28 protein-coding genes are annotated in these 24,225 nt (G+C 41.3%); all 28 read right to left on the bottom strand.

Features of this window, described 5'->3' with window-relative positions:
• Nucleotides 1-7 precede the first annotated feature (7 nt).
• A complete protein-coding gene (fliQ, locus tag MHH79_RS08795; protein ID WP_003220888.1) occupies nucleotides 8-277 on the bottom strand; it encodes a flagellar biosynthesis protein FliQ in 270 nt (89 codons plus the stop codon).
• A gap of 14 nt (nucleotides 278-291) precedes the next feature.
• On the bottom strand, nucleotides 292-957 hold the full coding sequence (gene fliP, locus MHH79_RS08790) for a flagellar type III secretion system pore protein FliP (RefSeq protein WP_003245692.1): 666 nt from the start codon (nucleotides 955-957) through the stop codon (nucleotides 292-294).
• Entirely contained in the window at nucleotides 950-1,609 is a 660-nt protein-coding gene (gene fliZ, locus MHH79_RS08785) for a flagella biosynthesis regulatory protein FliZ (RefSeq protein WP_100506568.1), read from the bottom strand. The genes fliP and fliZ overlap by 8 nt, the downstream gene beginning before the upstream one ends.
• Nucleotides 1,610-1,623: 14 nt before the next feature.
• The gene (cheY, locus tag MHH79_RS08780; protein WP_014476812.1) at nucleotides 1,624-1,986 is read right to left on the bottom strand and encodes a chemotaxis protein CheY; all 363 of its coding nucleotides are present in this window, start codon (nucleotides 1,984-1,986) and stop codon (nucleotides 1,624-1,626) included.
• 25 nt (nucleotides 1,987-2,011) lie between these two features.
• A complete protein-coding gene (gene fliY / locus MHH79_RS08775; protein ID WP_100506567.1) occupies nucleotides 2,012-3,148 on the bottom strand; it encodes a flagellar motor switch phosphatase FliY in 1,137 nt (378 codons plus the stop codon).
• Complete coding sequence (gene fliM / locus MHH79_RS08770) at nucleotides 3,138-4,136, bottom strand: flagellar motor switch protein FliM (protein ID WP_003220879.1); 999 nt, start codon at nucleotides 4,134-4,136, stop codon at nucleotides 3,138-3,140. The genes fliY and fliM overlap by 11 nt, the downstream gene beginning before the upstream one ends.
• 33 nt (nucleotides 4,137-4,169) lie before the next feature.
• Nucleotides 4,170-4,592, bottom strand: coding sequence for a flagellar basal body-associated protein FliL (gene fliL, locus MHH79_RS08765; protein WP_015383666.1), 423 nt, complete (start codon nucleotides 4,590-4,592; stop codon nucleotides 4,170-4,172).
• Nucleotides 4,589-4,804, bottom strand: coding sequence for a swarming motility protein SwrD (gene swrD, locus MHH79_RS08760; RefSeq protein WP_015383665.1), 216 nt, complete (start codon nucleotides 4,802-4,804; stop codon nucleotides 4,589-4,591). Before swrD ends, fliL begins: the two co-directional genes overlap by 4 nt.
• A gap of 39 nt (nucleotides 4,805-4,843) precedes the next feature.
• The gene (gene flgG, locus MHH79_RS08755; RefSeq protein ID WP_015383664.1) at nucleotides 4,844-5,638 is read right to left on the bottom strand and encodes a flagellar basal body rod protein FlgG; all 795 of its coding nucleotides are present in this window, start codon (nucleotides 5,636-5,638) and stop codon (nucleotides 4,844-4,846) included.
• A 20-nt stretch (nucleotides 5,639-5,658) separates the two neighbouring features.
• Nucleotides 5,659-6,081, bottom strand: coding sequence for a flagellar hook assembly protein FlgD (gene flgD, locus MHH79_RS08750; RefSeq protein WP_100506566.1), 423 nt, complete (start codon nucleotides 6,079-6,081; stop codon nucleotides 5,659-5,661).
• Nucleotides 6,078-7,541 (bottom strand): flagellar hook-length control protein FliK, encoded by a 1,464-nt coding sequence (locus tag MHH79_RS08745; RefSeq protein WP_100506565.1) that lies wholly within the window; start codon nucleotides 7,539-7,541, stop codon nucleotides 6,078-6,080. The genes flgD and MHH79_RS08745 overlap by 4 nt, the downstream gene beginning before the upstream one ends.
• Before the next feature lie 12 nt (nucleotides 7,542-7,553).
• Entirely contained in the window at nucleotides 7,554-8,168 is a 615-nt protein-coding gene (locus MHH79_RS08740; RefSeq protein WP_063335356.1) for a MotE family protein, read from the bottom strand.
• Between the two features lie 11 nt (nucleotides 8,169-8,179).
• Entirely contained in the window at nucleotides 8,180-8,623 is a 444-nt protein-coding gene (gene fliJ, locus MHH79_RS08735) for a flagellar export protein FliJ (protein ID WP_003231977.1), read from the bottom strand.
• A gap of 2 nt (nucleotides 8,624-8,625) precedes the next feature.
• Nucleotides 8,626-9,942 (bottom strand): flagellar protein export ATPase FliI, encoded by a 1,317-nt coding sequence (fliI, locus tag MHH79_RS08730; protein ID WP_063335355.1) that lies wholly within the window; start codon nucleotides 9,940-9,942, stop codon nucleotides 8,626-8,628.
• Nucleotides 9,939-10,691 carry a flagellar assembly protein FliH gene (gene fliH, locus MHH79_RS08725; RefSeq protein ID WP_024572494.1) on the bottom strand — a complete coding sequence of 251 codons (753 nt, stop codon included), beginning with the start codon at nucleotides 10,689-10,691 and terminating at the stop codon, nucleotides 9,939-9,941. Before fliH ends, fliI begins: the two co-directional genes overlap by 4 nt.
• On the bottom strand, nucleotides 10,684-11,700 hold the full coding sequence (fliG, locus tag MHH79_RS08720; protein ID WP_003231981.1) for a flagellar motor switch protein FliG: 1,017 nt from the start codon (nucleotides 11,698-11,700) through the stop codon (nucleotides 10,684-10,686). Before fliG ends, fliH begins: the two co-directional genes overlap by 8 nt.
• Before the next feature lie 12 nt (nucleotides 11,701-11,712).
• Nucleotides 11,713-13,323 (bottom strand): flagellar basal-body MS-ring/collar protein FliF, encoded by a 1,611-nt coding sequence (fliF, locus tag MHH79_RS08715; RefSeq protein ID WP_015483223.1) that lies wholly within the window; start codon nucleotides 13,321-13,323, stop codon nucleotides 11,713-11,715.
• 45 nt (nucleotides 13,324-13,368) lie between these two features.
• Complete coding sequence (gene fliE, locus MHH79_RS08710; RefSeq protein WP_003238544.1) at nucleotides 13,369-13,689, bottom strand: flagellar hook-basal body complex protein FliE; 321 nt, start codon at nucleotides 13,687-13,689, stop codon at nucleotides 13,369-13,371.
• Between the two features lie 10 nt (nucleotides 13,690-13,699).
• Nucleotides 13,700-14,152, bottom strand: a complete 453-nt coding sequence (gene flgC, locus MHH79_RS08705) for a flagellar basal body rod protein FlgC (RefSeq protein WP_014479779.1) — start codon at nucleotides 14,150-14,152, stop codon at nucleotides 13,700-13,702.
• Complete coding sequence (gene flgB / locus MHH79_RS08700; protein ID WP_003245656.1) at nucleotides 14,152-14,541, bottom strand: flagellar basal body rod protein FlgB; 390 nt, start codon at nucleotides 14,539-14,541, stop codon at nucleotides 14,152-14,154. Before flgB ends, flgC begins: the two co-directional genes overlap by 1 nt.
• A gap of 379 nt (nucleotides 14,542-14,920) precedes the next feature.
• Nucleotides 14,921-15,700 (bottom strand): GTP-sensing pleiotropic transcriptional regulator CodY, encoded by a 780-nt coding sequence (gene codY, locus MHH79_RS08695; RefSeq protein ID WP_003220850.1) that lies wholly within the window; start codon nucleotides 15,698-15,700, stop codon nucleotides 14,921-14,923.
• 39 nt (nucleotides 15,701-15,739) lie between these two features.
• Nucleotides 15,740-17,152, bottom strand: a complete 1,413-nt coding sequence (gene hslU / locus MHH79_RS08690) for an HslU--HslV peptidase ATPase subunit (RefSeq protein ID WP_255220399.1) — start codon at nucleotides 17,150-17,152, stop codon at nucleotides 15,740-15,742.
• Nucleotides 17,153-17,159: 7 nt separating this feature from the next.
• The gene (gene clpQ, locus MHH79_RS08685; RefSeq protein WP_003238555.1) at nucleotides 17,160-17,705 is read right to left on the bottom strand and encodes an ATP-dependent protease subunit ClpQ; all 546 of its coding nucleotides are present in this window, start codon (nucleotides 17,703-17,705) and stop codon (nucleotides 17,160-17,162) included.
• Between the two features lie 12 nt (nucleotides 17,706-17,717).
• Complete coding sequence (xerC, locus tag MHH79_RS08680; RefSeq protein ID WP_003231988.1) at nucleotides 17,718-18,632, bottom strand: tyrosine recombinase XerC; 915 nt, start codon at nucleotides 18,630-18,632, stop codon at nucleotides 17,718-17,720.
• Nucleotides 18,633-18,699: 67 nt separating this feature from the next.
• Complete coding sequence (gene trmFO / locus MHH79_RS08675; RefSeq protein WP_063335351.1) at nucleotides 18,700-20,007, bottom strand: FADH(2)-oxidizing methylenetetrahydrofolate--tRNA-(uracil(54)-C(5))-methyltransferase TrmFO; 1,308 nt, start codon at nucleotides 20,005-20,007, stop codon at nucleotides 18,700-18,702.
• Between the two features lie 75 nt (nucleotides 20,008-20,082).
• Nucleotides 20,083-22,158, bottom strand: a complete 2,076-nt coding sequence (topA, locus tag MHH79_RS08670; protein ID WP_003245599.1) for a type I DNA topoisomerase — start codon at nucleotides 22,156-22,158, stop codon at nucleotides 20,083-20,085.
• Nucleotides 22,159-22,345: 187 nt separating this feature from the next.
• Nucleotides 22,346-23,239 carry a DNA-processing protein DprA gene (gene dprA, locus MHH79_RS08665; protein WP_063335350.1) on the bottom strand — a complete coding sequence of 298 codons (894 nt, stop codon included), beginning with the start codon at nucleotides 23,237-23,239 and terminating at the stop codon, nucleotides 22,346-22,348.
• Between the two features lie 60 nt (nucleotides 23,240-23,299).
• Nucleotides 23,300-24,202: a succinate--CoA ligase subunit alpha gene (gene sucD, locus MHH79_RS08660; protein WP_003238566.1), complete on the bottom strand. Its 903-nt coding sequence runs from the start codon at nucleotides 24,200-24,202 to the stop codon at nucleotides 23,300-23,302.
• Nucleotides 24,203-24,225: the final 23 nt, after the last annotated feature.

Below are 24,225 nucleotides of genomic sequence, written 5' to 3'. Positions count from 1 at the left end.
CTCTACATTACCCTGCAAAACGATTTAAATTAGAAAACAGCTCTGTTGTAAATGAAAGAATCGTCGACAGCATCCACGGACCAAAAAAAATGAGAGCCAGGAGAACCGCCACGATTTTCGGAATAAACGCCAAAGTCTGTTCCTGGATTTGAGTTGTCGCCTGAAATATGCTGACAATTAAACCGACCAGTAAAGCAATAGCCAATAATGGCCCGCTGATCATCAGCGTTACGTATACGGCTTTTTCCGCCATAGAAATTACAAATTCTGAACTCACGTTTAGCACCTACCCTAAAAGCTCTGAAGCAAAGATTTCACAATTAAATACCAGCCGTCTACCAAAACAAAAAGTAATATTTTAAAGGGCAGAGAAATCATAACTGGAGGCAGCATCATCATTCCCATTGACATCAAGACGCTCGCCACTACCATATCTATAATTAAAAAAGGGATAAAAATCATAAAACCTATTTGAAATGCTGTTTTAAGCTCCGATATGGCAAAAGCCGGAACCATTGTTGTTAGCGGAATATCCTTTAATGATTCAGGTTTATCCATTTTTGCGTAATTCATAAACAGCGCCAGATCCTTCTGCCTTGTGTGTTTACTCATAAATTCTTTAATCGGTTCCTCAGCTTTCGTATACGCTTCATCCAAGCTGATTTTGTTGTCCATTAATGGGGTCAGCGCTTCTTTATTAATTTCTGAAAAAGTAGGAGCCATAATAAAAAATGTTAAAAACAGCGCAAGCCCGATAAGAACCTGGTTTGGGGGCATAGATTGCGTCGCAAGTGAAGTTCTGACAAATGACAGAACAATGACGATGCGAGTAAAACAAGTCATAAGAATCAATATTCCAGGCGCCACTGAAAATACAGTTAACAATAATAGTAATTTAACAGTTGAACTTACGTTTTCCGGATCGCTTGAACTGAAAATATTTATAAACTCATTCATGATGACGTGGGCCTTTCTTCTTTCCTTCAGAACGGTTTTGTTTTAACTCTTCAAGTTGCTCTTTTAATGCTTTTGAAAATGAAGGCAGTTTTTGCTGCGGCTGATGTTCAGAACTCTTAAGCGGCTTCACAAACTTTTGCCACTCTATTTTGCTTGACATTGCCTCTTCATGCTGACTGAGAATGACTTCAATCTCTTTTTCATCCTCAATTTCTTTCAGCAGCTGGATCGTCTCTCCTACACCGACGACGAGCACACTTTTCCCGACCTTGATCAATTGTATGGATCTGTTCTGGCCGACCGATGTGCCACCAATATTTTCAACATATTGAAAAGGCTTTAGGAGCCGATTTCTTTTGTTCATGAGCTTAACCAGCCCGTAAATCAGCACGATAACAAACAGTAAAGCGAAAATCATCTTTACAAAATCAAAAGCTGAGACAGAAGGAGCAGCCGCTCCCTCCGTCTCATCAGCAGTTTTTGTTGTTTTTTCTTCCTTTTGCTCTGACTTATCTGCAGTTTTTTCATCTTTCTTTTGAAACCATTCGTTTACAGTTGAATTATCAGAGTCTGCCGCGGCAGCAGCAATCGGATGTACACTGATTAAAACGAAAAAACAAATAAAAACGATAAAATATTGACTCTTTTTCAACAGTCGTACACCCTTTAACTTAATGTTTTGTTGATTGCTTCAAGCACACGGTCAGCCTGGAAAGGTTTCACAATGAAATCCTTAGCGCCGGCCTGAATGGCATCAATAACCATTGATTGCTGTCCCATAGCAGAACACATGATGATTCTTGCCTGCGCATCAATTTGTTTAATTTCTTTTAATGCTGTAATACCATCCATTTCTGGCATCGTGATATCCATAGTAACAAGGTCAGGTGAATGCTCTTTATATTTCTCTACCGCTTGTGCTCCATTTTCAGCTTCCGCTACAACTTCAAAACCATTTTTAACCAAAATATCTTTAATCATCATTCGCATAAATGCTGCGTCATCTACAATTAAAATTCTATGTGCCATAATCTATCTCTCTCCTTGTGTTTCGTTATTTTAAATTATTAATGCGCTCTGCCTGGCTTAAAATGTCAGTGACTCTCACTCCGAAGTTTTCTTCAATGACAACGACCTCGCCTTTGGCAACGATACGCTGATTAACTAAAATATCTACAGGCTCACCGGCTAATTTATCAAGCTCGATAATACTTCCGGCAGAAAGCTCTAAAATCTCTTTTACGCTTCTCTTCGTTCTGCCAAGCTCAACAGTAATCGAAAGTGGGATATCCAAAAGCATATCCAGATTATGAATAGGGGCTTGTACAGCTCCGTTTGGATCAAACGCGGAAAATTCCACCGGTGAAACCTGAACTGGCGCTGCTTTTTTTGCTGTTCCCTGCCTTTTTGGCGGCTGCTGCTGTTGCTTCGGTTCAATACGCGGCTCTGGCGTCACTGGCTCTTTCGGCTGTTCGTATGTAACTTCAGGCTGCACCGTTTCTTCTTCCTCTGCACTTTCTGAGTTCATAAGGCTTGAAATTAAATCTTTCGCAAATGTCAATGGGTAAAGCTGCATAATGCTGGAGTCTATTAATTCTCCCACCTTTAAGTTGAAAGAAACTTTCACCAGCATTTCATCATCAGGAATACGGTCTGTACCCTTTTCTTCAGTAACATCCAGCAATTCAACCCGAGGAGGTGAAATATCAATTTTTTTACTGAATACAGTAGACATTGATGTGGCAGCCGATCCCATCATTTGGTTCATTGCTTCTTGAACCGCACTTAGATGGATTTCACCCAGTGAAGGGTCCGCACCTTTTCCGTCTCCCCCGATCATTAAGTCAGCAATGATCGCCGCGTCACTTTGTTCCACGACTAACAGGTTGCTTCCGCTGAAGCCCTCCGTATAATTCACTTCAATCGCTACATACGGTTCAGGAAACGCATCGCTGATTTTACTTCTTGGAATGACCGTTACGCTTGGAGTCGTAATATCGACCTTTTGATTTAAAAGCGTTGACAGTGCTGTCGCAGAACTGCCGAATGAAATATTACCGATTTCACCGATCGCATCACGCTCCATTTCCGATAAGTCATCTACTTCCGGAACCTCTGGCTCATCAAGCGTGCTGCCAGTACCGTTAAGAAGCGCGTCAATCTCATCTTGAGATAATCTATTATTCTCCATCTTGTTCACCTCTTATGTCGTGATCTAAAATTTGCACTGCCTGTTTTCGATTCACCCGGCCGGCTTGTCCTAAAAATTTCGGCTTATCTCCGACCAATACAGTAAGAGGATCCGTGACTGATTTGTCCAAAGTTATGCAGTCTCCGACTTCTAAACTTAAAAACTCTTCTATCGTCAGTTCAGATGTGCCGAGCTCGGCCACGACAGGTATTTGTGCTGTCATAATACGTTTTTCAAGCGACTTTGTTTCCTCAGGCTTTGGCTCATTTCGGTCTGATTGCATCCAATAGTGGACTGAAAGCTTCGGTATGAGCGGCTCGAGTACGATATGCGGGATACAGAGATTAATGACACCGCTGATTTCACCAATTTGAGTATTGAGCGAGATCACCACGACTGTTTCATTAGGAGATACCATCTGAACAAATTGCGGATTCACTTCAAACTCAGTCATTTCCGGTTCAATATCAGCAATTGACTGCCAAGCTTCTTTATAATTACCCAGTGCATTTTCAAATAAATTAGAAATGATTTTTGTTTCAATTTCTGTCAAACTGTCAACCTTGTTATGACTGATTCCAATCCCGCCCATGACTCGATCCATCATCGTATAAGCTATCGTGGGGTTGACCTCCATCATAATTCTGCCTTCCATCGGATGAACATCAAATAGATTTAGAATCGTCATGTTTGGAATCGATCTGATAAATTCCTCATACGGAACCTGATCAACAGAACTGACAGATATGTGAATATAGGTTCTGAGCTGAGCAGAAAAATGAGTGGTAAGAAGTCTTGCAAAATTGTCATGAATTCTCGTTAAACTGCGGATCTGATCCTTAGAAAACCGCAGCGCACGTTTGAAATCATAAACCTTGACTTTCTTCTCTTTTTCTTCTTTTTTCAGCTCTTCAGCGTCCATTTCACCAGTTGATATTGCAGAAAGCAGTGCATCTATTTCATTTTGGGAGAGAACTTCTCCTGACATTTTCCTCACCTCCGTATTCTGTCAAATTATGCTTTATTGCAGATTAAAGGAGGTAATATACACTTTTTCTACTTTTCCTTTTTGGAGGTAGCTATTTATTTTATCTTTTAGTTCCTTCTTAAAGGTTTCTTTTCCCTTGTCTCCCTCAATCTGATCAGCATTCGTATCAGCCAGCAGTGATATAACAGCGTCTTTCACTTGGAAATCACGTTTCTCAAGTTCTTCTTTTGATTTATCAGAATCAGTTTCAAGTTTAATAGCAAGACGGATAATGTTATCAGACTTTAAATTTGTTGTGATCTCTTCTACATCAACAGAAGACGCAACGATTTCATCAATACTTTTTTTCGCTTCACTTTTTTCGGACTTTCCGCCTAAAACAAAATAAGCCGCCGCCCCGAGAGCACCAATTACGATAAGAATAATTAGTAAGATGATCATTAACTTTTTCTTCATTCCGGTTCCTCTATTCCTTGATCCATTGCAAATATTTGTATTTTTCGGTAGAAAGATGCGATCTTTTCCAGAACAGCTTCTTCATCTTCTTTTACTACAAACTTCTTACCATTTGACAGAGTGATTGTAGTATCCGGAAAGCATTCAATCTGTTCAATAAACAGCGCATTCAGTGTAAAGGGCTGCCCATTCAAACGGGTTACTTTAATCATAAAACAGCGGAGAAGCGATTACTCGCCTCCCCTCCCTCCTTAACGTTTAAGGTTAACCAGTTCTTGAAGGATTTCATCAGATGTTGTAATAATTTTCGAGTTTGATTGGAATCCGCGCTGGGCAACAATCATTTCAGTAAATTCGTCAGTTAAATCAACGTTAGACATTTCGAGAAAACCTGATTTAAGGGAACCTGTACCGCCATCACCAGGCTGGTTGGCTGCACTGGCAGTCCCAGAGTTTAAAGACTCACGGTATAAGTTGCTTCCGATTTTATCCAAACCGTCACTGTTGGCAAAAGTCACAATCCCGATTTGTCCCCCGTCTTGTGTTTTCCCGTCAGCATCAACAATTGAGACCTTTCCATCAGAACCAATGCTGAAGCTTTGTGCATCAAGAGGGATTTTAATTGTTCCACCAGTCATATTTAACACATGATAGCCATCACCGGTAACCAGTGTTCCGGTATTATCTAAATAGAAGTTTCCTGCTCTTGTATAAGCTGTTCCGTCGCCTGTATCAATTCTAAAGTAACCATCGCCGTCAATCGCTAAATCAAGTGTTCGCCCTGTGCTTTGTGTTGCGCTTGTTGAATGAATTGTATCAATTGTGCCAGAAGATGAACCTAAACCGATCTGCTTAGAGTTCGTACCGCCGATAGTTGCACCAGCCGCAGAACCGCCGGCAATCGTTTGGCTTACCATATCTTTAAAGGTCACACGGCTTTTTTTGAATCCTACTGTATTCACGTTGGCAATGTTGTTACCGATTACGTCAAGCTTTGTTTGAAAGTTTTTCATACCGCTGATTCCAGAATAAAGTGAACGTAACATAATAAATTCCCCCAGATTTTTTATTTAGAAGACTGTGCTACAGACATTACATTCCACGGATTGATCTCGGTCCCATCATCAAGAATGAGATAATAGTTTCCTTGAGAATGTTTAACAGAGCTTACTGTGCCAGTTTTATCTGTTGTACTTTGACCATCAGTCCAAGATACTTCTTTTCCCAACCAATCAACATACGTAGTAAACGGATCTTGATTTTCAACAAATTGAGTCATGGTCTTATTCATGTTCATCATTTGCTCCAAGCTTGAAAAAGTCGCCATCTGGCTGATAAATTCTTTATCGTCAACCGGATTGAGCGGATCTTGGTTTTGGACTTGAGTCATTAATATTTTTAAAAACTCATCTTTCCCCAAGCTGCTGTTGTTCGTCGACACAGTGTTCGTTTTTTCAGGCAGTTTATATTCTGAACTTATAGAAGTCATTCTTCTTCCTCCATTTCAACCATCGACACTTCATCGAGCAGATCGCCAAAATCATTTGATTGCTTTTTCTGCCTTTGCTGTCTCTGCCCCTCTTGCTGCTGTTTTTGTTCATCAGCAAGCTGGCCGTATACCGGCTGATCCCCGCTTTGGACTGGAAGAGTAAAACGGTCAATTTGGACGGCCATATTCGGCAATGATTGCTTCAGCTGAGGAAGATGCTGTTCAAGCAATTCTTTTGCTGATTGACTAGATGCAATGATTTTACTCTGAAACATTCCATTTTCATTTGTCAGCTTGATTGTGACAAATCCTAAATGTTCAGGGTTCAGCCGAATAGTGAAACTTCCCGTCGATCTGCCGAAAGGCGTATATTTCATCTGCTTCCACGCATTAATCACTTGATCAGCCACCGTTTTTGTTTCGGCATTTGGTATATCAGATGACATCTGCTGCAGATCAAGTGTTTGAACCCCTCCTATGCTCCGATACCCCGAAAACAGCATTTGGAGTCCTGATTTACTATCTACAGGCTGAATACTTCCAGAAACATCCGATGCATTTTTGCTGGATGAACTCTGCGAGAGCGGTGTGAGAACACGCATCCCAAAGTCTTGTGATGATTCGGATGATTTCGATAACAAGAAGGCTTTCAGCTGGCTTTCAGCTAAACTCCATTCTTTGGTCCCTTTTTGAGGAAGCATAGACATTTGATCCATTAAGCTTTGAAAACTTTTCAGCTCTGATGCTGTCATCGAGTAAAGTTTTGAACTTGACTCAGCTTTAGTGAATATTTGCTGTTTAAGATCCTGAATTAGTTGTTGAGATACACCCTTCTTTTCTAATGCAGAAAGGAATTGATCTCCATTTTGGTAAATAGCATGAGCTTCATTGCCATTCCCGCGATCAGTCAGCTTATTCCCTTCTACGAGCTGGCTAATGAACATCTGGATATAGATAAGCTCTTTAGCAGCCTCGGATACTTCATTTTCCTGATTTGATTGCTCTGTATCAGACTTCAGTGCTCCATTAATGTCAGAAGCAGAATCATTGGCACTCAGAGCCGTTTTAGCTTCTGAAATGATTTTCTCCGTTTCTGTGAGCAAATGATCCGTCCCGCCTGACATTTTTGATTCAACTGCTTGCAAAAGATTTTGCAACATTTGCAGAGCATTCGCATCCAATTGCTTCCCTGTCAGTTTGCTTAATGTTTGCAAAAGATCCGCATTTTGTTTGTCTTGATCTTCAGGACTTGCATTTAGCCATTCACCGATCTTTTTAAGCGCATCTGCTAAAAGCTGATCTTCGGAATTAGGAGTTCCCTTTCCTTGTTCTGAAAGTTCCTTCAATCCTGCCTCAGACATAAGCCAGTTTTGAAAAACTCCTTGGCTACTTTTCATGTTTTTAGCGGCAGAACCCGTTGTGGTTTGCAGCAAAGGCCCGGCTAATTCAAGCAGCTTCACCTTTCATTCCCCCTATTCTTGGCTGGCAGCAATTTTTTCTGTATAGGTTGCTGCTTGCTCAGGAGTCATTTTCGCCAATATGTCAGCAAGCTGCTTTTTGCTTAGGCCATTCAATATTTTCAGTGCTTCTTGCTCCTTTAATTGGGCAATAATTTTAGCAGCCTTTCCGCTGTCCATGCTTTTGTACACACTGATCACTTTGTCATTTTCAGAAGAAGCTTTCGAGTCTGCTGATCCTTCAGTATGATCTTCTGATGACTTTTTTTGATCCTCAGCCGTCTTTTCAAGTGAACGGATCTTTTGATTGAGCCTATCGATTTCTGATTTACTTGTTTCTAAATCTTTATTCAATATACTGATTTCACTTTTTTGATCCTTAATGGTCTTTTCCAGAGCTGCCGTATTACCGCTATCCTTACTTGATGCTGTGCCTTTTTTATTTTCGGTTTCAGGGACCAATTCTTTAAGAACCGGCGTTTTTGCCGCAGCATCCTGTATCGGCTTTAAGACATTGATACCAGCAGCCCAAAGAACAATCCCCCCTGCGATTAATAGAAACATCAGCGGGAGGATAATGATAAGCAAAACCGAACGGAACTTACCTGATTCTTTCTTTTTGCCGGACATTACATTCGCTCCTAATGGCCTTGAATCATAAACTGCTTAATCGAAATATCGTCCATTTCTTTCATTTCTGCAGCTTTATCTTCAAGAGCAAACATTTTAAACTGTTTTTCACGCATTTTTTCAAACTTTTTCACTTCAATGTTTTTCTCTGTCAAAATTTCTTGTTTTTGATTCATTTGATTTCTTTTCATAATGACAAGCTTTTGATAGTGATAGATCGTATTATCAAGATTTGAGACAAATTGTTGGTAGTGCCTCATTTCTTGTACACTCATGCCGCTTTTTAATTTCTTTTCCTTATTTTGTTCCAGCAATTCTTTTTTGCTCATATTCTCATATAATTTTTCAGCAACGTTTTCAAATTCAGAAACTGATTGCTGATACTCGGATAAGGATTGGTCTTTTTCATTTTCTTTTAGTTCCAGCAGCTTTTGGAATCTAAATTGATAAGCCACGTTTATTCCTCATTTCCTGTCAAACTAGTTAATGCAGCAATGCTTTCTTCCAATAAAGCCGATTCGTCTGTTTCCTGCTTTAAAAATTGAATAAGCTGCGGATAAAATTGTATCGCTTCATCAATTTCTCTTGAGGATCCTCTTTTATAAGCTCCGATATTAATGAGATCTTCCGAATTTTGATATGTCGATAAAAGTTCACGGAATTTATTTGCCGCATCCAGGTGCTGTTTTGTTGATATGTTTGACATCACCCTGCTGATGCTTTTTAGTACGTTAACTGCAGGAAACTGGCCTTTATTGGCAAGCGCCCTGTCCAACACAATATGTCCGTCTAAAATTCCGCGTACAGTATCGGCAATCGGCTCATTCATGTCATCCCCGTCTACCAACACTGTATAAAATGCCGTAATGGTTCCGTGCTCGTTTGCACCCGTTCGTTCTAGTAAACGAGGTAAAATAGCGAACACTGAAGGTGTATAGCCTTTTGTCGTTGGAGGCTCTCCTGCAGCCAGTCCAATCTCTCGCTGCGCCATTGCCACCCTTGTAACAGAATCCATCATAAACATGACATTTTGGCCTTTATCTCGGAAATACTCAGCAATTGCAGTCGCTGTATATGCCGCTTTCAATCTCATTAATGCTGGCTGGTCTGAGGTGGCAACGACTACAATCGATCGTTTCAGCCCCTCTTTCCCAAGATCTTTTTCAATAAACTCCCGAACCTCTCGTCCGCGTTCTCCGACAAGTGCAATGACGTTTAAGTCAGCCTCTGTCTGCTTGGCGATCATCCCCATTAAGGTGCTTTTTCCGACACCGCTTCCTGCAAAAATTCCAATCCGCTGGCCTTTACCGACTGTCAGCAAGCTGTCAATTGATCTGACTCCAACACCCATCTTTTCACGGATGGGCGGCCGTTTCATCGGGTTGGGCGGTGATTGCTCAGTCGATACAGGCGAAAGCCCTTTCGGCAGAAGCTTTCCGTCAAGCGGTTCTCCAAAAGCATCGATGACTTGTCCGATCAGTCCGGCTCCAACTTTAACTCGAAGTGATTCCCCAGTAGCTTCTACAATGCTGCCAGGTGCAATGCTCGCAGCCTCTAAATAAGGCATAAGCAAAATATTTTCTTCCTGGAAGCCGACTACCTCAGCTTTAATGACTTTCCCAGATTGTCCTTTTGCATAAATCAGGCACACGTCGCCAATTGAGCTTGCAGGTCCTTTTGATTCAATCATCAGGCCGATTACCCGCTTGACTTTTCCGTACCGTTTATACGAGTCTGTCATTTCTATACAATCTATCAGACTCTGTGTCTTCATTCAGCTGCACCCGCTTCCAGCGCTGTCAGAAGTTTATCTTTCAATTGCATCAATTGTGTGTCAACACTCGCATCTACCCTGCCAAAAGGAGTTTCAATATAACAGGTTCCTTTTTGAGCTTTTTCATCAGCATATATGCCAAGCCGGCATTCTTTATAAAGAAGCTGCTGAATTTCATCTTTTTGCTGAAAGATTGTCTCATAGTAATATGGATCAACATAAATTGATATATCGTCATATTCCTTCACTTCGTTTATAACCTGTTGTACAAGCAGGAGGAAAGCCTCTTTATCATCAGACTTTTGCTGCCAAACTTTTTTTGCTAGGGCAACGGCAAGCTCAACGATTTCTTCATTTGCGTCTTCAAGCTTGTCCTCAACAGCTTTTCTGGACATTTCAGTTATACTGTTCGCTTGGCCGATCAGTTCGGCATACTGTTTCATTGCCTCAGCTTTGCCCAAGGCTACTCCTTGTTCAAAGCCCTCGGTTTTTGCTTCTTCAATAAGCTTCTGTTTTTCAGCCGCCCAATCGTTTTTCTCCTGTTCAATTTGACGGCGAATATTTTCTATATGACTGTTTGCCTGCTCAGAAATCCGGTCAGCTTCCTCTTTCACTCGAGCCATAAGCGCCTCCGGGTTCTCTTCAGCCTGCAAAAGGTGAGAATGATCAATACGCACCTCTTGTATAGAAAGTTTTCTTTTTTCCTTTTGTGGAGAAATAGATGATTCTTGTTTAATGATATTAGACAATAATATCATCCCCTCCGCCTCTTGCTATCACAATTTCACCGGCTTCTTCAAGCTTTCTGACGATGCTTACAATTCTCGATTGAGCTTCTTCCACATCTTTCAAGCGTACAGGGCCCATAAATTCCATTTCTTCTTTGAAGGTTTCAACCATACGCTGTGACATATTGTTGAATACAATTTCTTTGACTTCCTCGCTTGCAACCTTTAATGAAAGGAGCAAATCGTCGTTCTCAACATCGCGAATGACTCTCTGAATGGCACGGTTATCAAGTGTGACAATATCTTCGAAGACAAACATCCGCTTTTTAATCTCTTCAGCAAGATCGGGATCCTGAATTTCCAATGAATCCAAGATCGTCTTCTCTGTCCCTCTGTCTACCCCGTTTAACACTTCCACAACAGCTTCAATTCCGCCTGTTTGTGTATAATCCTGAGTAAATGCAGAAGATAATTTTTGTTCCAGAATCCGTTCTACCTCATTAATTATTTCTGGAGACGTTCTATCCATGACCGCGATTCTTCTCGCAACCTCAGCCTGTACTTCAGGATTCAGCTCGGATAAAATTTGCCCGGCCTGCACAGGATCTAAATAAGACAAGATTAACGCCATCGTCTGCGGATGCTCTTGCTGGATAAAATTCAAAATTTGTTCAGGCTCCGCTTTTCTGGCAAAATCAAATGGTTTAACCTGCAAAGAAGAAGTCAGCCTGTTTAGAATGTTCTCCGCCTTATCCTCTCCAAGCGCCTTTTCCAGAACTTGTCTTGCATAGCTTAAACCGCCTTGAGAAATATAATCTTGCGCAATGGCTATATTATGAAATTCTTCTATGATTTCATCCTTTTTTTGATGATCGACGCTTCGAACACCTGATATTTCCAGAGTAAGCCTTTCAATTTCTTCATCGGTTAAGTGCTTATAGACAGAAGCTGACACATCTAACCCCAAGGAAATCATGAGAATGGCTGCTTTTTGTTTTCCTGTAAGCTTATCTTGATCACGTCTCGCCATTTCTAATTCCTCCTAATCCTCGGCCAGCCAGCTTCTCAGCAGTTTTGCAAAATCTTCCGGCTTGTCTTTCGCCATCTTTTCAAGCTGTTTTCGTCTGACTGATTCCGCTGTTTCATTTTCCTCTTCGTTGATATCAGGCAAATTGATTGGTTCTTGAGGAACCTCATACTCATATTCCTCAAATTCATCCTCTTGCGCCCGTTTCTTTCTGATAAGCATAATGATCAGAACAATGATCGCTGCGATTAAAACACCGCCTACAATATATGCCCACAGCGGGATACCTGAGGAATTTTCCGTATTTGTATCCAAATTGACTTTTCCGTCGAATGGCTGAACGGAGACAACAATCTTATTATTGATATCAGCATCAGATAAATTCTGGTTTTGCGTTTCATCTTTATCCAAAGATGTTCTGACTACAGTTGAAAGGATTTTTTGTATATCATCCTGTCTTTCAGTTGATAGCGACGCTGTGTTTTTGGCATCAGGCGGCTCTACCATTACTTGAATCCCTAAATCTCTGACCTTATAAGGACTTTCGGCGATTTCTTTATGAATTCGGTTAACCTCGTAATTGATTTTGTTGCTGTTTTTTTCGTAGTTCCCGCTATCGGTATTTTCACCGTCAGCCTTATAATTTGTTACATCTTCCTCACCGGTTCCGGCAGTTCCGCCGTTGGCTGCACCGTCGCCCTGATATGTTTCAGATACCTTTTCAGCGCTGACTGCAATGCCTTCCATGTTTTCTTTATCCACAGGTTCGACAATGTCTTCTGTCCGATTTTCTTTTGTGAAATCAATGTCTGCTGTAACGGAGACAACGACTTTATCTTGGCCCATCATCGTACCAAGAAGTGACTGTACATGTTTTTGAATGTCTTTTTCAACTTGAGACTTAATTCCTTGCTGAGAAGAATAACTATCCGCGTAGGACCCTGCATCGCTGTCTGATTTGTCGTAGTATGTAGAATTTTGATCCATGATGACGATGTTATCTTCTTTTAGATTCGGCACGCTTTTAGATACCAGATGATATAATCCGTTGATCTGGCTTTGATCAAGTGTATAACCTGGTTGAATCTGCAAAACGATTGATGCAGATGCTGCAGATTGCTCTTCACCGACAAACACCGCGTCTTTCGGGAGATTAATCATTACTTTTGAACTTTTAATACCGTCCATTTCATTGATCAAGTTTGACAGTTCTGTCTGTGTAGCTTTTACTTTCACCATATCAAACTCATTGTCTGTCAAACCAAAGCCGGCATTCTGTCCAAAAAATGAATAATCAATTGATCCGGTTTTAGGAAGTCCTTCTGCAGCCATCTGCACTTTCAAAGAATCAACCTGATCCTCCGGAACACTAATCACTGTACCGCCATTCGAAAGTTCGTTTGGCACTTTTTTTGCATCCAATTCTTCTTTGATTTGTCCTGCTTCTTCGGCAGACAAATCTTTGTACAGCGGCGCCATTTTAGAATTTGAAGCAAAAACACTAATAATAATTCCAATAATAATAATTGCCGCTAAAGCACTAACCATTAAAATCTTTTGTAATTTAGATCTATTTTTCCAAAACTCACTCGTTTTGTTTTTCATTTGCATTAGAGTACGATTCATGTTAACCCCCGGTCATTCCACTCTTTCTCTAAATCGTCAGACCCCCTACATTTGCATTCTCATAATCTCCTGATAAGCTTCCACAGCTTTATTGCGGAACTCTGTTGCTGCAGTTAGAGAGATGCTAGCTTTTTGAGCAGCGATCATGACCTCATCAAGATTTACATCTTTTCCTGCAGCCAAGGCATTAGTCATGTTGTCAGAAGCTACTTGGGACTCATTTAACGAACTAATAGAGTTTTTTAAAAGCTCCGAAAAGCTTGTTTGATTTGAAGAATCTGTTTTTTGGCTATTGTTTACTTGATTTGTTGCATTTTGAGTGTTTTGAGTATTTTGAACCTGAAAAGGAGAAATTGCATTAATCACATTCATTCACCTACTTTCCGATTTCTAACGCCTTCATCAGCATTCCCTTTGTGGCATTCATCGCCGTGACATTCGCCTCATATGATCTGGTGCTGCTGACAAGATCAACCATTTCCTTTAATGGATCAACATTAGGCTTTTGTACATATCCATCAGCGTTTGCATCAGGGTCTGTCGGATCATAGACAAGATTAAAATCCGAATCATCCTCTGTAATTTTTGAAACCTTCACACCGTTTCCAGCATTCCCGCTTCCGCTCATTTGAGAATTGAGAATGGAAGAGAACGATTCACCTTTTGACTGAAGGGAGACCATTTTTCTTCTGTAAGGCACCCACTCTCCATTCACCTGCTTAGCTCTTGTCGTATCCATATTTGCTAAGTTAGATGATACAACGTCCATTCTGACTCGCTGAGCTGTTAAAGCCGATGCTGAAACATTTAAGCTATGAAAAGCTGTCATTATTTTCCTCCTGTTAATACGGTCTTCAGCGAATTAAATTTACCGTTCATTCTTTCAACCAAAGCTTGATAGTTGATTTGATTTTGCGCCAATTCTGTCATCTCTTTGTCAACATCAACATTGTTTCCGTTTTGCTGATACGATGTATCTCCGCTCGCAACAATTGAATAATTCGAATCAGTATCAGAAAAATCAACATGACGATAGTCTGTTTTTATCGCTTCAAGACGCGAGGATTCTTGATCTAATAAATTTTGGAAAGAGACTTTTTTTGCCTTATAGTTCGGTGTATCTATATTGGCGATATTATTAGTTATGACTTTTTGCTTAATATCCGCTCTGCTCAAGGCATTTTCAAGATTTTGTATCGTTCCAGAAAATAAGCTCAAATCCACTTACCTCCATTTCAGTTTTTTTCACCCTCAATATCCTTGTCGAGAATTGTAAAACTATATGCTTATTGTAAGAAATAACAGGCATAAAGTCTATGAAGTTCGTGTAAAAAAATGTCCTCACAATTATCTATTTTGTAACTAGGTATAAAGTCCTAGATTGTTAGAACTACATTTCTCGCCTTGATATAAGCCTGAAAATAGCAGAATTTCTGTTTTTTCTCCTTTCTTTTCGGCATTTTTGAAACTTTTTGAAGAAAAATGCAAAATTTATTAAAATTATTACATAGAAAGACTTTCAACCCAGGAAATAAAGCTTATTGATTTCCTTTATTTGAAATAAAAAAAGAACCCTCAAAAAGGGTTCTTTTTGTGATTAATGAGATTTTAGATTTTCTAATTCAATTAGGAATTTGTTGTTTAGCACCTTGATATAAGTACCTTTCATTCCTAATGATCTAGACTCGATAACACCGGCGCTCTCCAGCTTTCTGAGTGCGTTCACAATAACAGAACGGGTAATGCCGACACGGTCAGCGATTTTACTTGCAACAAGAAGACCTTCGTTTCCGTCAAGCTCCTCAAAAATGTGCTCAATTGCTTCAAGCTCACTGTAAGAAAGCGAGCTGATAGCCATTTGTACGACAGCTTTGCTTCTTGCTTCCTCTTCAATTTCTTCTGCTTTTTCTCTTAGGATTTCCATTCCGACAACTGTTGCGCCGTATTCAGCTAGAATTAAGTCATCGTCATTGAATTGATCTTGTAAACGTGAAAGAATAAGTGTTCCTAATCTTTCCCCGCCTCCGATGATCGGCACAATTGTTGTTAAACCAGCTTGGAACAGGTCTCTGTTCTCAACAGGAAAAGCAGTATATTCACTATTAATATCCAAGTTAGAAGATGTTTCAGGGACATTAAACAGATTTTTCGTATATTCTTCAGGGAATTGACGATCCTCAAGCATTTTTTTCATACGATCATTTTCAATTTGCTGGTTAATAGAATACCCAAGGAGTTTCCCTCTGCGGCTTACAACGAAAATATTGGAATCAATTACATCCCGCAGCGTCTCCGCCATTTCCTTGAAGTTTACCGGTTTCCCTGCCGCAGCTTGCAGCATGGAGTTAATAATTCTTGTTTTTTGTAATAAAGCCATAATAAATAATCCTCCTAAACATTCCTCATATTAAATTTTTCACAATATAAATTGACTTAAATCTTTGTTTTTGGCTATCGTTCCGAGCTTTTCTTCGACATACTGTGGTGTAATCGTTATTTTCTCCATCGTTACATCTGGAGCTTCAAACGACAAATCTTCTAATAGGCGTTCAAGTATTGTATGAAGGCGTCTCGCACCGATATTATCTGTGTCCTGGTTCACATGATAAGCAACTTCAGCAATCTTATGAATAGCTTCGTCAGAAAATTCAAGAGATATACCTTCTGTCTGCAATAATGCCTGATATTGTTTCAGCAGCGCATTATCCGGCTCAACCAAAATTCTCACGAAGTCGTCTACCGTGAGTTTGTTCAGTTCTACACGAATCGGGAAACGCCCCTGCAGCTCAGGAATCAAATCAGACGGTTTGGCCATATGAAACGCTCCTGCTGCAATAAATAATACATGGTCTGTTTTTACAGAACCATATTTTGTGACAACAGTAGAACCCTCAACAATCGGCAGGATATCCCGCTGAACGCCTTCTCTTGAAACATCGGCAGAAGAAGATGCACCGCCGTTCTTTGCGATTTTATCAATCTCATCGATAAAGATAATCCCGCTCTCTTCTGCTCTCTGAACAGCTTCCTGGCTGACTTCATCCATATCGATGAGTTTGCTTGCTTCTTCATTCGTCAGGACTTTTCTGGCTTCTCTGACTGTCATTTTGCGCCGTTTCTTTTTCTTTGGCATTAATCCGCTCAGCGCATCCTGCATGTTCATACCCATCTGCTCCATACCCGAGCCCTGCAGCATGTCAAACATAGAAGGCTGCTGTTCTTCGACTTCTACTGTTACATAGTAGTCTTCGAGCTCTCCTAAAGCCAGCTGATGCGCCATTCGTTTTCTTTTTTCTTCGATGTTTGCTTCTTCCTGGCTCTCCGCCTCATCTTCACCATTCGGCTGGCTGCCTCCAAAAAACATTTCAAACGGATTTTTAACGCCAGATTGTTTTTTCTTCCCAGGAACTAACAGACGAACAATGCGTTTGTTTGCATTTTCTTCTGCCTGTTCCTTTACTTCATTCATTTTCTCTTCTTTGATAAGCCGAACAGAAGTCTCCACAAGATCTCTGACCATTGATTCAACATCTCTGCCTACATAGCCGACTTCGGTAAATTTAGTAGCTTCAATTTTGATAAATGGCGCACCTGAAAGCTTGGCAATTCGTCTGGCAATTTCAGTTTTCCCGACGCCGGTAGGACCCATCATTAAAATGTTTTTCGGAACGACCTCGTCCTTCAGCTTTTCATCCAGAAGACTTCTTCTATAGCGGTTTCTTAATGCCACGGCGACAGCTTTTTTCGCATTTTGCTGACCGACAATATATTGGTCTAACCGATCTACAATCTGTCTAGGAGTTAACGGTTTTTTTTCCATGCGCCTCAAGTCCTTTCTATTCAAGCTCTTCCAGTATGATTTGATCGTTCGTGTAAACACAAATTTCGCCTGCTGTTTCTAACGCGGCTCTGGCAATCTCACTTGCGGACATGCTTTCACCGGCATGCTTTTTCAATGCTCTTCCCGCTGCCAAAGCGTAATTGCCTCCTGATCCAATCGCGAGAATGCCGTCATCTGGTTCGATCACCTCGCCTGTTCCCGATACGAGAAGCAAAGTATCCTGATTCATAACAATCAGCATGGCTTCGAGCTTTCTTAGCACTTTATCGCTGCGCCATTCCTTCGCAAGCTCAACAGCCGCACGTTTTAAGTTGCCGTTATATTCTTCAAGCTTAGCTTCAAACTTTTCGAATAAAGTGAAAGCGTCTGCAACAGATCCCGCAAAGCCAGCAAGAACTTTGCCGTTAAACAGTTTTCTCACTTTCCGTGCCGTGTGTTTCATGACAACAGCCTGACCAAATGTTACTTGGCCGTCTCCGGACATAGCGCTTCGTCCTTTATGCTGTACGGCAAATATTGTGGTCGCATGAAAAGATGACATAAAGGGCCTCCTTTAATTTTTCTTAAATGCTCTTGGATGGTGAGACATATATGTGTTTCTCAACATTTCCTTCGAAACATGCGTGTATATCTGTGTAGAAGACAGATTGGAATGCCCGAGCAGTTCTTGAACGCTTCTCAAATCCGCTCCTTCATTTAACAGATGCGTGGCGAACGTATGTCGAAGCATATGCGGATGGATATGTAAAGTGCTTGACGCTTTTTGAACAAGCCCGCTTAAAATATGTCTGATGCCACGGGCTGTAAGCGGTCCGCCTCTTTGATTTACGAATAATAGATCATGAGGTTCTTTTGCCTTCATCAGCAAGCACTGTCTTCCGCTATTCATGTATACCTTCAACGCTTCGCGGGCATAAGACCCAAAGGGGATATAGCGCTGCTTCTTGCCTTTACCGTGAACAAGCACAGTGTCCATAAATAAATCAACGTCGTTAATAGTTATGGAACAGCATTCACTGACCCTCATTCCGGTGGCATAGAGCAGCTCTAACAGCGCTTGATCCCTCATTCCGGCCGGCTGGCTTATATCTGAAACTTCAAACAGCTCCTCAAGCTCTTTTTGATATAGAAACTTCGGTATCCGTTTCTCCTGTTTTGGCAGATGAACAAGCTGAAACGGATTTTCTTCAATAAGCTTTTCCCGCATCAGAAACTTATAAAAGCTTCTTAATGCAGATATCTTTTTGCTTATTGTTCTTCTCGATAAACCTTTTTCATAGGCTTCTGTCAAAAAAATCCTAGTATCTTGATATGCAGCTTCTTCAAATCCATTTATACCTTGAACGCGCAGGAAAGTCTCGAATTCTTCAATTGAATCCACATAATTCACAATAGTATATTGTGAATAATTTTTTTCAATTTGTAAATATTCAACGAATAACTTTACGAAATTCTTAACATTCTCCATGCCTAAAACCTCCCTAGGAAGGGCTTTTAAATGGTATCACAAATCGCGCTCAGGTTGCAATCAATACCTATATTGTTTTCGAAATTGTTTGAATTGTTTCAATCGCACGGTTCGCGTATTGTTCATTTCGTTCTTTTTTATTTTTAATTTTAACTGGCAATTCTTTTAAAAGCCCAAAGTTTGCATTCATCGGCTGGAAGTTCTTCTGGTTTGTTGTTGTAATATAATGTGCCATACTGCCAATTGCTGTTTCCTGAGGGAAAATAACAAGCTCTTCTCCCAATACAAGCTTCGCCGCATTAATGCCTGCTACAAGTCCTGAGGCAGCTGATTCCACATATCCTTCTACTCCCGTCATTTGGCCTGCAAAGAACAGATCACTGCGGTTTTTAAATTGATAAGTCGGCTTTAACAGGCTAGGAGAGTTAATAAATGTGTTTCTGTGCATCACGCCATATCTGACGATTTCTACATTTTCAAGTCCTGGAATCAACTTGAGAACTTCCTTTTGGTCTCCCCATTTTAAATGAGTCTGGAATCCTACAATATTATAAAGTGTTCCCGCAGCATCATCCTGTCTGAGCTGAACGACGGCATAAGGGCGTTTTCCTGTAACAGGATGCTCTAGACCAACCGGTTTCATCGGACCGAAAAGCATTGTTTTCTTACCCCGTTTTGCCATGACTTCAATCGGCATGCAGCCTTCAAAGAAAATCTCTTTTTCAAATTCTTTTAACGGCACTGTTTCTGCTGATGTTAATGCTTCATGAAAACGGTCAAACTCTTCTTCTGTCATCGGGCAGTTCAAATATGCTGCTTCACCTTTATCATAACGGGATTTCAGGTATACTTTATCCATATCAAGGCTGTCTTTTTCTACAATTGGCGCCGCTGCGTCATAAAAATATAAATAGTCCTCTCCAGTCAGCTCCTTCAGCTGGGCGGACAGCGATTCAGATGTTAACGGACCCGTTGCGATGATAGTAGGGCCTTCAGGAATTTCAGTCATTTCTTCATTAATAACGGTTACGTTTGGATGATTTTTCACCCGATTTGTCACACTTGCGGCAAATTCATGCCGGTCTACTGCAAGAGCGCCTCCGGCAGGCACCGAACATTCGTCAGCCGCCGCGATAATGGCTGAATCAAGCGCACGCATTTCTTCCTTTAATACACCGACAGCGTTAGCAAGTGTATTAGAGCGAAGAGAGTTGCTGCAGACAAGCTCTGCAAATTTATCTGTATGGTGCGCAGGCGTTTGTTTAACTGGCCGCATTTCATACAATTTGACTTGAATCCCCCGTTTGGCAAGCTGCCATGCCGCTTCACTTCCTGCGAGTCCGGCTCCGATTACATTCACTGTTTGTTGATTCATCTTTCACATCTCCTAGTTTATTATTCAAGGCCTTCTTTTAACACACAAAGAAGGTGAGCAAGACCCTGCTCACCGCTACTTCTGTGGTTCTTCCTTATAATCGCATTCCACACATTGGACTTGTATGCCTTTTTTGAGTTTTTTCTCGACGAGCATTTTGCCGCATTTCGGGCATTTTCGTTCAATTGGTTTGTCCCATGATACGAATTCACAGTCCGGATAACGGTCACAGCCGTAAAACACCCGTTTCTTTTTCGATTTTCGCTCAACAATGTTTCCTTCTCCGCAGCTCGGGCACTTCACACCGATTTGTTTCACAATCGGTTTCGTGTTCCGGCAGTCAGGGAAGTTGGAGCAAGCTAAGAATTTACCGTACCGTCCCATTTTATATACCATTGGAGAACTGCACAATTCACAATCCTCTCCAGCATACTCTGGTTCAATCTCAACTTCCTTCATTTCCGATTCGGCTTTTTTGACCCGTTTTTCAAAATCGGTGTAGAAATTATCGATAATCTTGACCCATTCGGTATTTCCTTCTTCAACATGATCAAGATCTCTCTCCATTTTAGCTGTAAACTCAACGTTAATGATCTCAGGGAAAAACTCCATGATCAAGTCAAGAACGATCTGACCTAATTCGGTCGGAACGAAACGTTTATTATCCAATGCCACGTAGCCGCGCCGCTGAATAGTATCAAGTGTCGGAGCATATGTGGATGGACGGCCGATACCGCGTTCTTCAAGGGTTTTAACGAGCCGGGCCTCAGTATATCGCGGAGGCGGCTGGGTAAAATGCTGCTCAGGTTCTATATCTTTTGATAATACCGTGTCGCCTTCTTGTAAGTCAGGCAGCATCCGGTCTTTTTCTTCCATTTGATCGTCTTTTCCTTCAACATACACCTTCATAAACCCGGAAAACTTGACTTTACTTCCATTTGCACGAAATGTCAAACCGTTGTTTGTCAGGTCGACACTCATTGTATCGAGAACAGCCGGTGCCATTTGGCTGGCAACAAAACGCTCCCAAATTAATTTATACAGTCTCATTTGGTCTCTGCCGAGGACTGCTTTTAATTCACTTGGTTTTCTAAGAACTGATGTCGGTCGAATTGCTTCGTGGGCATCCTGGGCATTTTCATTCTTTTTCGCAGGCTTCCGTTTTCCGCCTAGGAACTCTTTTCCATATGTCTGATCAATAAATGCAGCTGCTTCATCAACAGCCGTATTTGAAATACGGGTTGAATCCGTTCTCATATACGTGATCAGACCAACCGTTCCTTCTCTTCCTAAATCAATTCCTTCATATAATTGCTGTGCAATCATCATCGTTTTCTTCGCTCTGAAATTGAGCTTGCGAGCCGCTTCCTGCTGCAGGGTAGAAGTGGTAAAAGGCAAAGCAGGATTACGTTTGCGTTCCTTTTTGGTTACTTTTTCAACTGTATATTGATTCCCTTTGAGCTGAGAAAGAATCTCTTTTACATCAGCTTCACTATTTAAAGGAAGTTTTTTGCCGTTTTTCCCGAAAAAGCTCGCTTCAAAGGTTTCTTGACCTTTTAAGAACGTACCGTCAATTGTCCAATATTCCTCAGGCTTAAAGTCGTTAATCTCTTTTTCACGGTCAATAATCAAACGGAGGGCAACGGATTGCACGCGTCCTGCGCTAAGCCCTTTTTTGACTTTTTTCCATAAGATTGGACTGATTTTATATCCGACAAGCCTGTCTAAAATACGTCTCGCTTGCTGTGCATCCACTAAATCCATATTGATCATGCGGGGATGCTTAAACGATTCCTTAATAGCGTCTTTTGTAATTTCGTTAAACACCACACGGCAGTCAGAGTTGAGATCTAAATCAAGACTGTGTGCCAAATGCCATGCAATCGCTTCCCCTTCTCTGTCGGGGTCGGCTGCGAGATACACTTTTTTGGCTTTTTTCGCAGCCGTTTTCAGCTCTTTTAATACTGGGCCTTTACCTCGAATGGTAATATATTTCGGTTCAAAATTCTGTTCTATGTCAACTCCCATTTGACTTTTTGGAAGATCCCGGACATGTCCCATTGATGCTTTTACTTTATATTTTTTACCTAAGTAACGTTCAATCGTTTTCGCCTTAGCGGGCGATTCCACGATGACTAGATAATCAGACATTTTCATCCCCCTCAAGAGGTGTTCTCTCTCTTTTCAAGATATTTCAATTTTATTTTTGCAGCTGTCTTTATTTGGCTTTCAACATTTCATTCTTTATCATGAACGTCATTAATTAAATAGAAAACAATATGCAACTTTAAATCCTCACTATTATTAAATATTACAATACCGTTTGTCAAACGATAATTCAAAAGGGTTCCGTATATTGAACGTTTCTCTCAGGAAGTTCCTCGAAAATATCCTCTGCTGACCATATGGCTTTAGCCCCCTGCTGGATCAGTTTTATAGGCCCTCCGGCGTAAGGGTCAAATAATGAACCGGGTACGGCAAATACCTCTCTCCCTTGTTCCAATGCTTGATAGGCAGTAATCAGCGAACCGCTTTTTTCTTTGCCCTGAACGACAATAACGCCTTCACTTATTCCGCTGATAATACGGTTTCTCATAGGGAAATGCCATTTTTGGGGTTTAGTTTCAGGTGGGTGCTCTGACAGCAGGATATGGTGTTTAGCCATGTGATCTGCTAACTGAAGGTTTTCTCGGGGATAAATGTGTTGAAATCCGCCTGCAATGACGCCAATTGTCCGCCCCTTCGCCTTAATACTTGCAGCATGGGACATTCCGTCTATCCCAGACGCCAGTCCGCTGACAATCACCCAACCTTTACGACAGATCTCTTTTGTAAGATGATTGACAACTTGTTTCCCATAAGCTGTTGGATTTCTTGTCCCTACAATTCCAATTTTTCTCCCTTTCGAAAGAAGAGTCATATCACCTTTTGCAAACAGTACGGCGGGGGGATCATAAATGCTTTTAAGCCAGAAAGGATATTGGTTTGAAGAAATAGGGATGGTGTTAATGCCTTGCTCACGATAAGCAGCAAGTACACGCTGGAGCTTTGGATAAAGTTGTTCTATTTCGTTTTTTAATGCAGCTGCTTTTATTTGATCACGAGTAACCGTTTGTAACACGGGTGATGTCAGCGACATAGACGGATCGGCTTTCCACCATTTTAATAGAAGGGATGGGGATAATAATTGATTGATTCTGCAAATCGTTAAGCAGGCAGCGGCCTGATCCAATAGATTGACCTCCTTTTGTTAGAAAAAGCAGGAACAGCCTTGACGGCTGTCCCTTTTTTATTAATGCGTTTTACAAGTTTCGAACAAATTCTTCTCTTTCAGCACCTTGATTAAGGTTTCACCCATGACAGAAGGTGTCTCTGCAACTTCGATTCCGCATGCATTAAGGGTTTTGATTTTTTCATCAGCTGTCCCTTTTCCGCCGGAAATAATGGCGCCTGCATGCCCCATGCGCTTCCCAGGAGGTGCTGTTTTACCGCCGATAAAACCGACTACCGGTTTTGTCATGTTGGCTTTTACCCACTCTGCCGCTTCCTCTTCGGCAGTACCGCCGATTTCGCCAATCATGATGACTGCGTGTGTGTCAGGATCTTCGTTAAACGCTTTTAAAACGTCAATAAAGTTTGTTCCATTTACAGGGTCGCCGCCGATTCCAACAGCTGTAGATTGCCCTACACCCGCTTCTGAGAGCTGGTGCACCGCTTCGTATGTTAATGTTCCTGAACGTGATACAACGCCTACATGACCCTTTTTATGGATGTATCCGGGCATAATGCCGATTTTACATTCTTCAGGCGTAATGACACCAGGACAGTTCGGCCCTATCAGTCTCGTTTTCTTGCCTTCCATGAAGCGTTTGACCTTCACCATATCCAAAACCGGGATATGTTCTGTGATACAAATCACGAGATCAAGCTCCGCATCTACCGCTTCCATAATCGCATCAGCTGCAAACGGTGCGGGCACATATATAACAGACGCGTTAGCGCCGGTCGTTTGAACTGCTTCAGCCACTGTATTAAATACAGGAACACCTTCCGCTTCAGTTCCGCCTTTTCCAGGTGTTACACCGCCAACGATATTTGTGCCGTATTCGAGCATCTGCTTCGTATGAAATAAAGCGGTAGAACCTGTAATCCCTTGCACAATAACTCTTGTATCTTTATTAATGAAAACACTCATTATTTGGTCCCCTGCCTTTCATT

The organism is Bacillus sp. FSL K6-0993 (genome assembly GCF_037977205.1).
Lineage (GTDB): Bacteria > Bacillota > Bacilli > Bacillales > Bacillaceae > Bacillus > Bacillus subtilis.
This window is presented reverse-complemented; position numbering and strand designations above follow the sequence as displayed.

Excerpts from the sequence above, each read along its gene's own strand:
- fliP (WP_003245692.1), bottom strand. The coding sequence starts at position 957 with ATGAATGAGTTTATAAATATTTTCAGTTCAAGCGATCCGGAAAACGTA.
- cheY (WP_014476812.1), bottom strand. The coding sequence starts at position 1,986 with ATGGCACATAGAATTTTAATTGTAGATGACGCAGCATTTATGCGAATG.
- fliY (WP_100506567.1), bottom strand. The coding sequence starts at position 3,148 with ATGGAGAATAATAGATTATCTCAAGATGAGATTGACGCGCTTCTTAAC.
- fliM (WP_003220879.1), bottom strand. The coding sequence starts at position 4,136 with ATGTCAGGAGAAGTTCTCTCCCAAAATGAAATAGATGCACTGCTTTCT.
- fliL (WP_015383666.1), bottom strand. The coding sequence starts at position 4,592 with ATGAAGAAAAAGTTAATGATCATCTTACTAATTATTCTTATCGTAATT.
- swrD (WP_015383665.1), bottom strand. The coding sequence starts at position 4,804 with ATGATTAAAGTAACCCGTTTGAATGGGCAGCCCTTTACACTGAATGCG.
- flgG (WP_015383664.1), bottom strand. The coding sequence starts at position 5,638 with ATGTTACGTTCACTTTATTCTGGAATCAGCGGTATGAAAAACTTTCAA.
- flgD (WP_100506566.1), bottom strand. The coding sequence starts at position 6,081 with ATGACTTCTATAAGTTCAGAATATAAACTGCCTGAAAAAACGAACACT.
- MHH79_RS08740 (WP_063335356.1), bottom strand. The coding sequence starts at position 8,168 with ATGTCCGGCAAAAAGAAAGAATCAGGTAAGTTCCGTTCGGTTTTGCTT.
- fliI (WP_063335355.1), bottom strand. The coding sequence starts at position 9,942 with ATGAAGACACAGAGTCTGATAGATTGTATAGAAATGACAGACTCGTAT.
- fliG (WP_003231981.1), bottom strand. The coding sequence starts at position 11,700 with ATGGCGAGACGTGATCAAGATAAGCTTACAGGAAAACAAAAAGCAGCC.
- fliF (WP_015483223.1), bottom strand. The coding sequence starts at position 13,323 with ATGAATCGTACTCTAATGCAAATGAAAAACAAAACGAGTGAGTTTTGG.
- flgC (WP_014479779.1), bottom strand. The coding sequence starts at position 14,152 with ATGACAGCTTTTCATAGCTTAAATGTTTCAGCATCGGCTTTAACAGCT.
- codY (WP_003220850.1), bottom strand. The coding sequence starts at position 15,700 with ATGGCTTTATTACAAAAAACAAGAATTATTAACTCCATGCTGCAAGCT.
- clpQ (WP_003238555.1), bottom strand. The coding sequence starts at position 17,705 with ATGTCATCTTTTCATGCGACCACAATATTTGCCGTACAGCATAAAGGA.
- xerC (WP_003231988.1), bottom strand. The coding sequence starts at position 18,632 with ATGGAGAATGTTAAGAATTTCGTAAAGTTATTCGTTGAATATTTACAA.
- trmFO (WP_063335351.1), bottom strand. The coding sequence starts at position 20,007 with ATGAATCAACAAACAGTGAATGTAATCGGAGCCGGACTCGCAGGAAGT.
- topA (WP_003245599.1), bottom strand. The coding sequence starts at position 22,158 with ATGTCTGATTATCTAGTCATCGTGGAATCGCCCGCTAAGGCGAAAACG.
- sucD (WP_003238566.1), bottom strand. The coding sequence starts at position 24,202 with ATGAGTGTTTTCATTAATAAAGATACAAGAGTTATTGTGCAAGGGATT.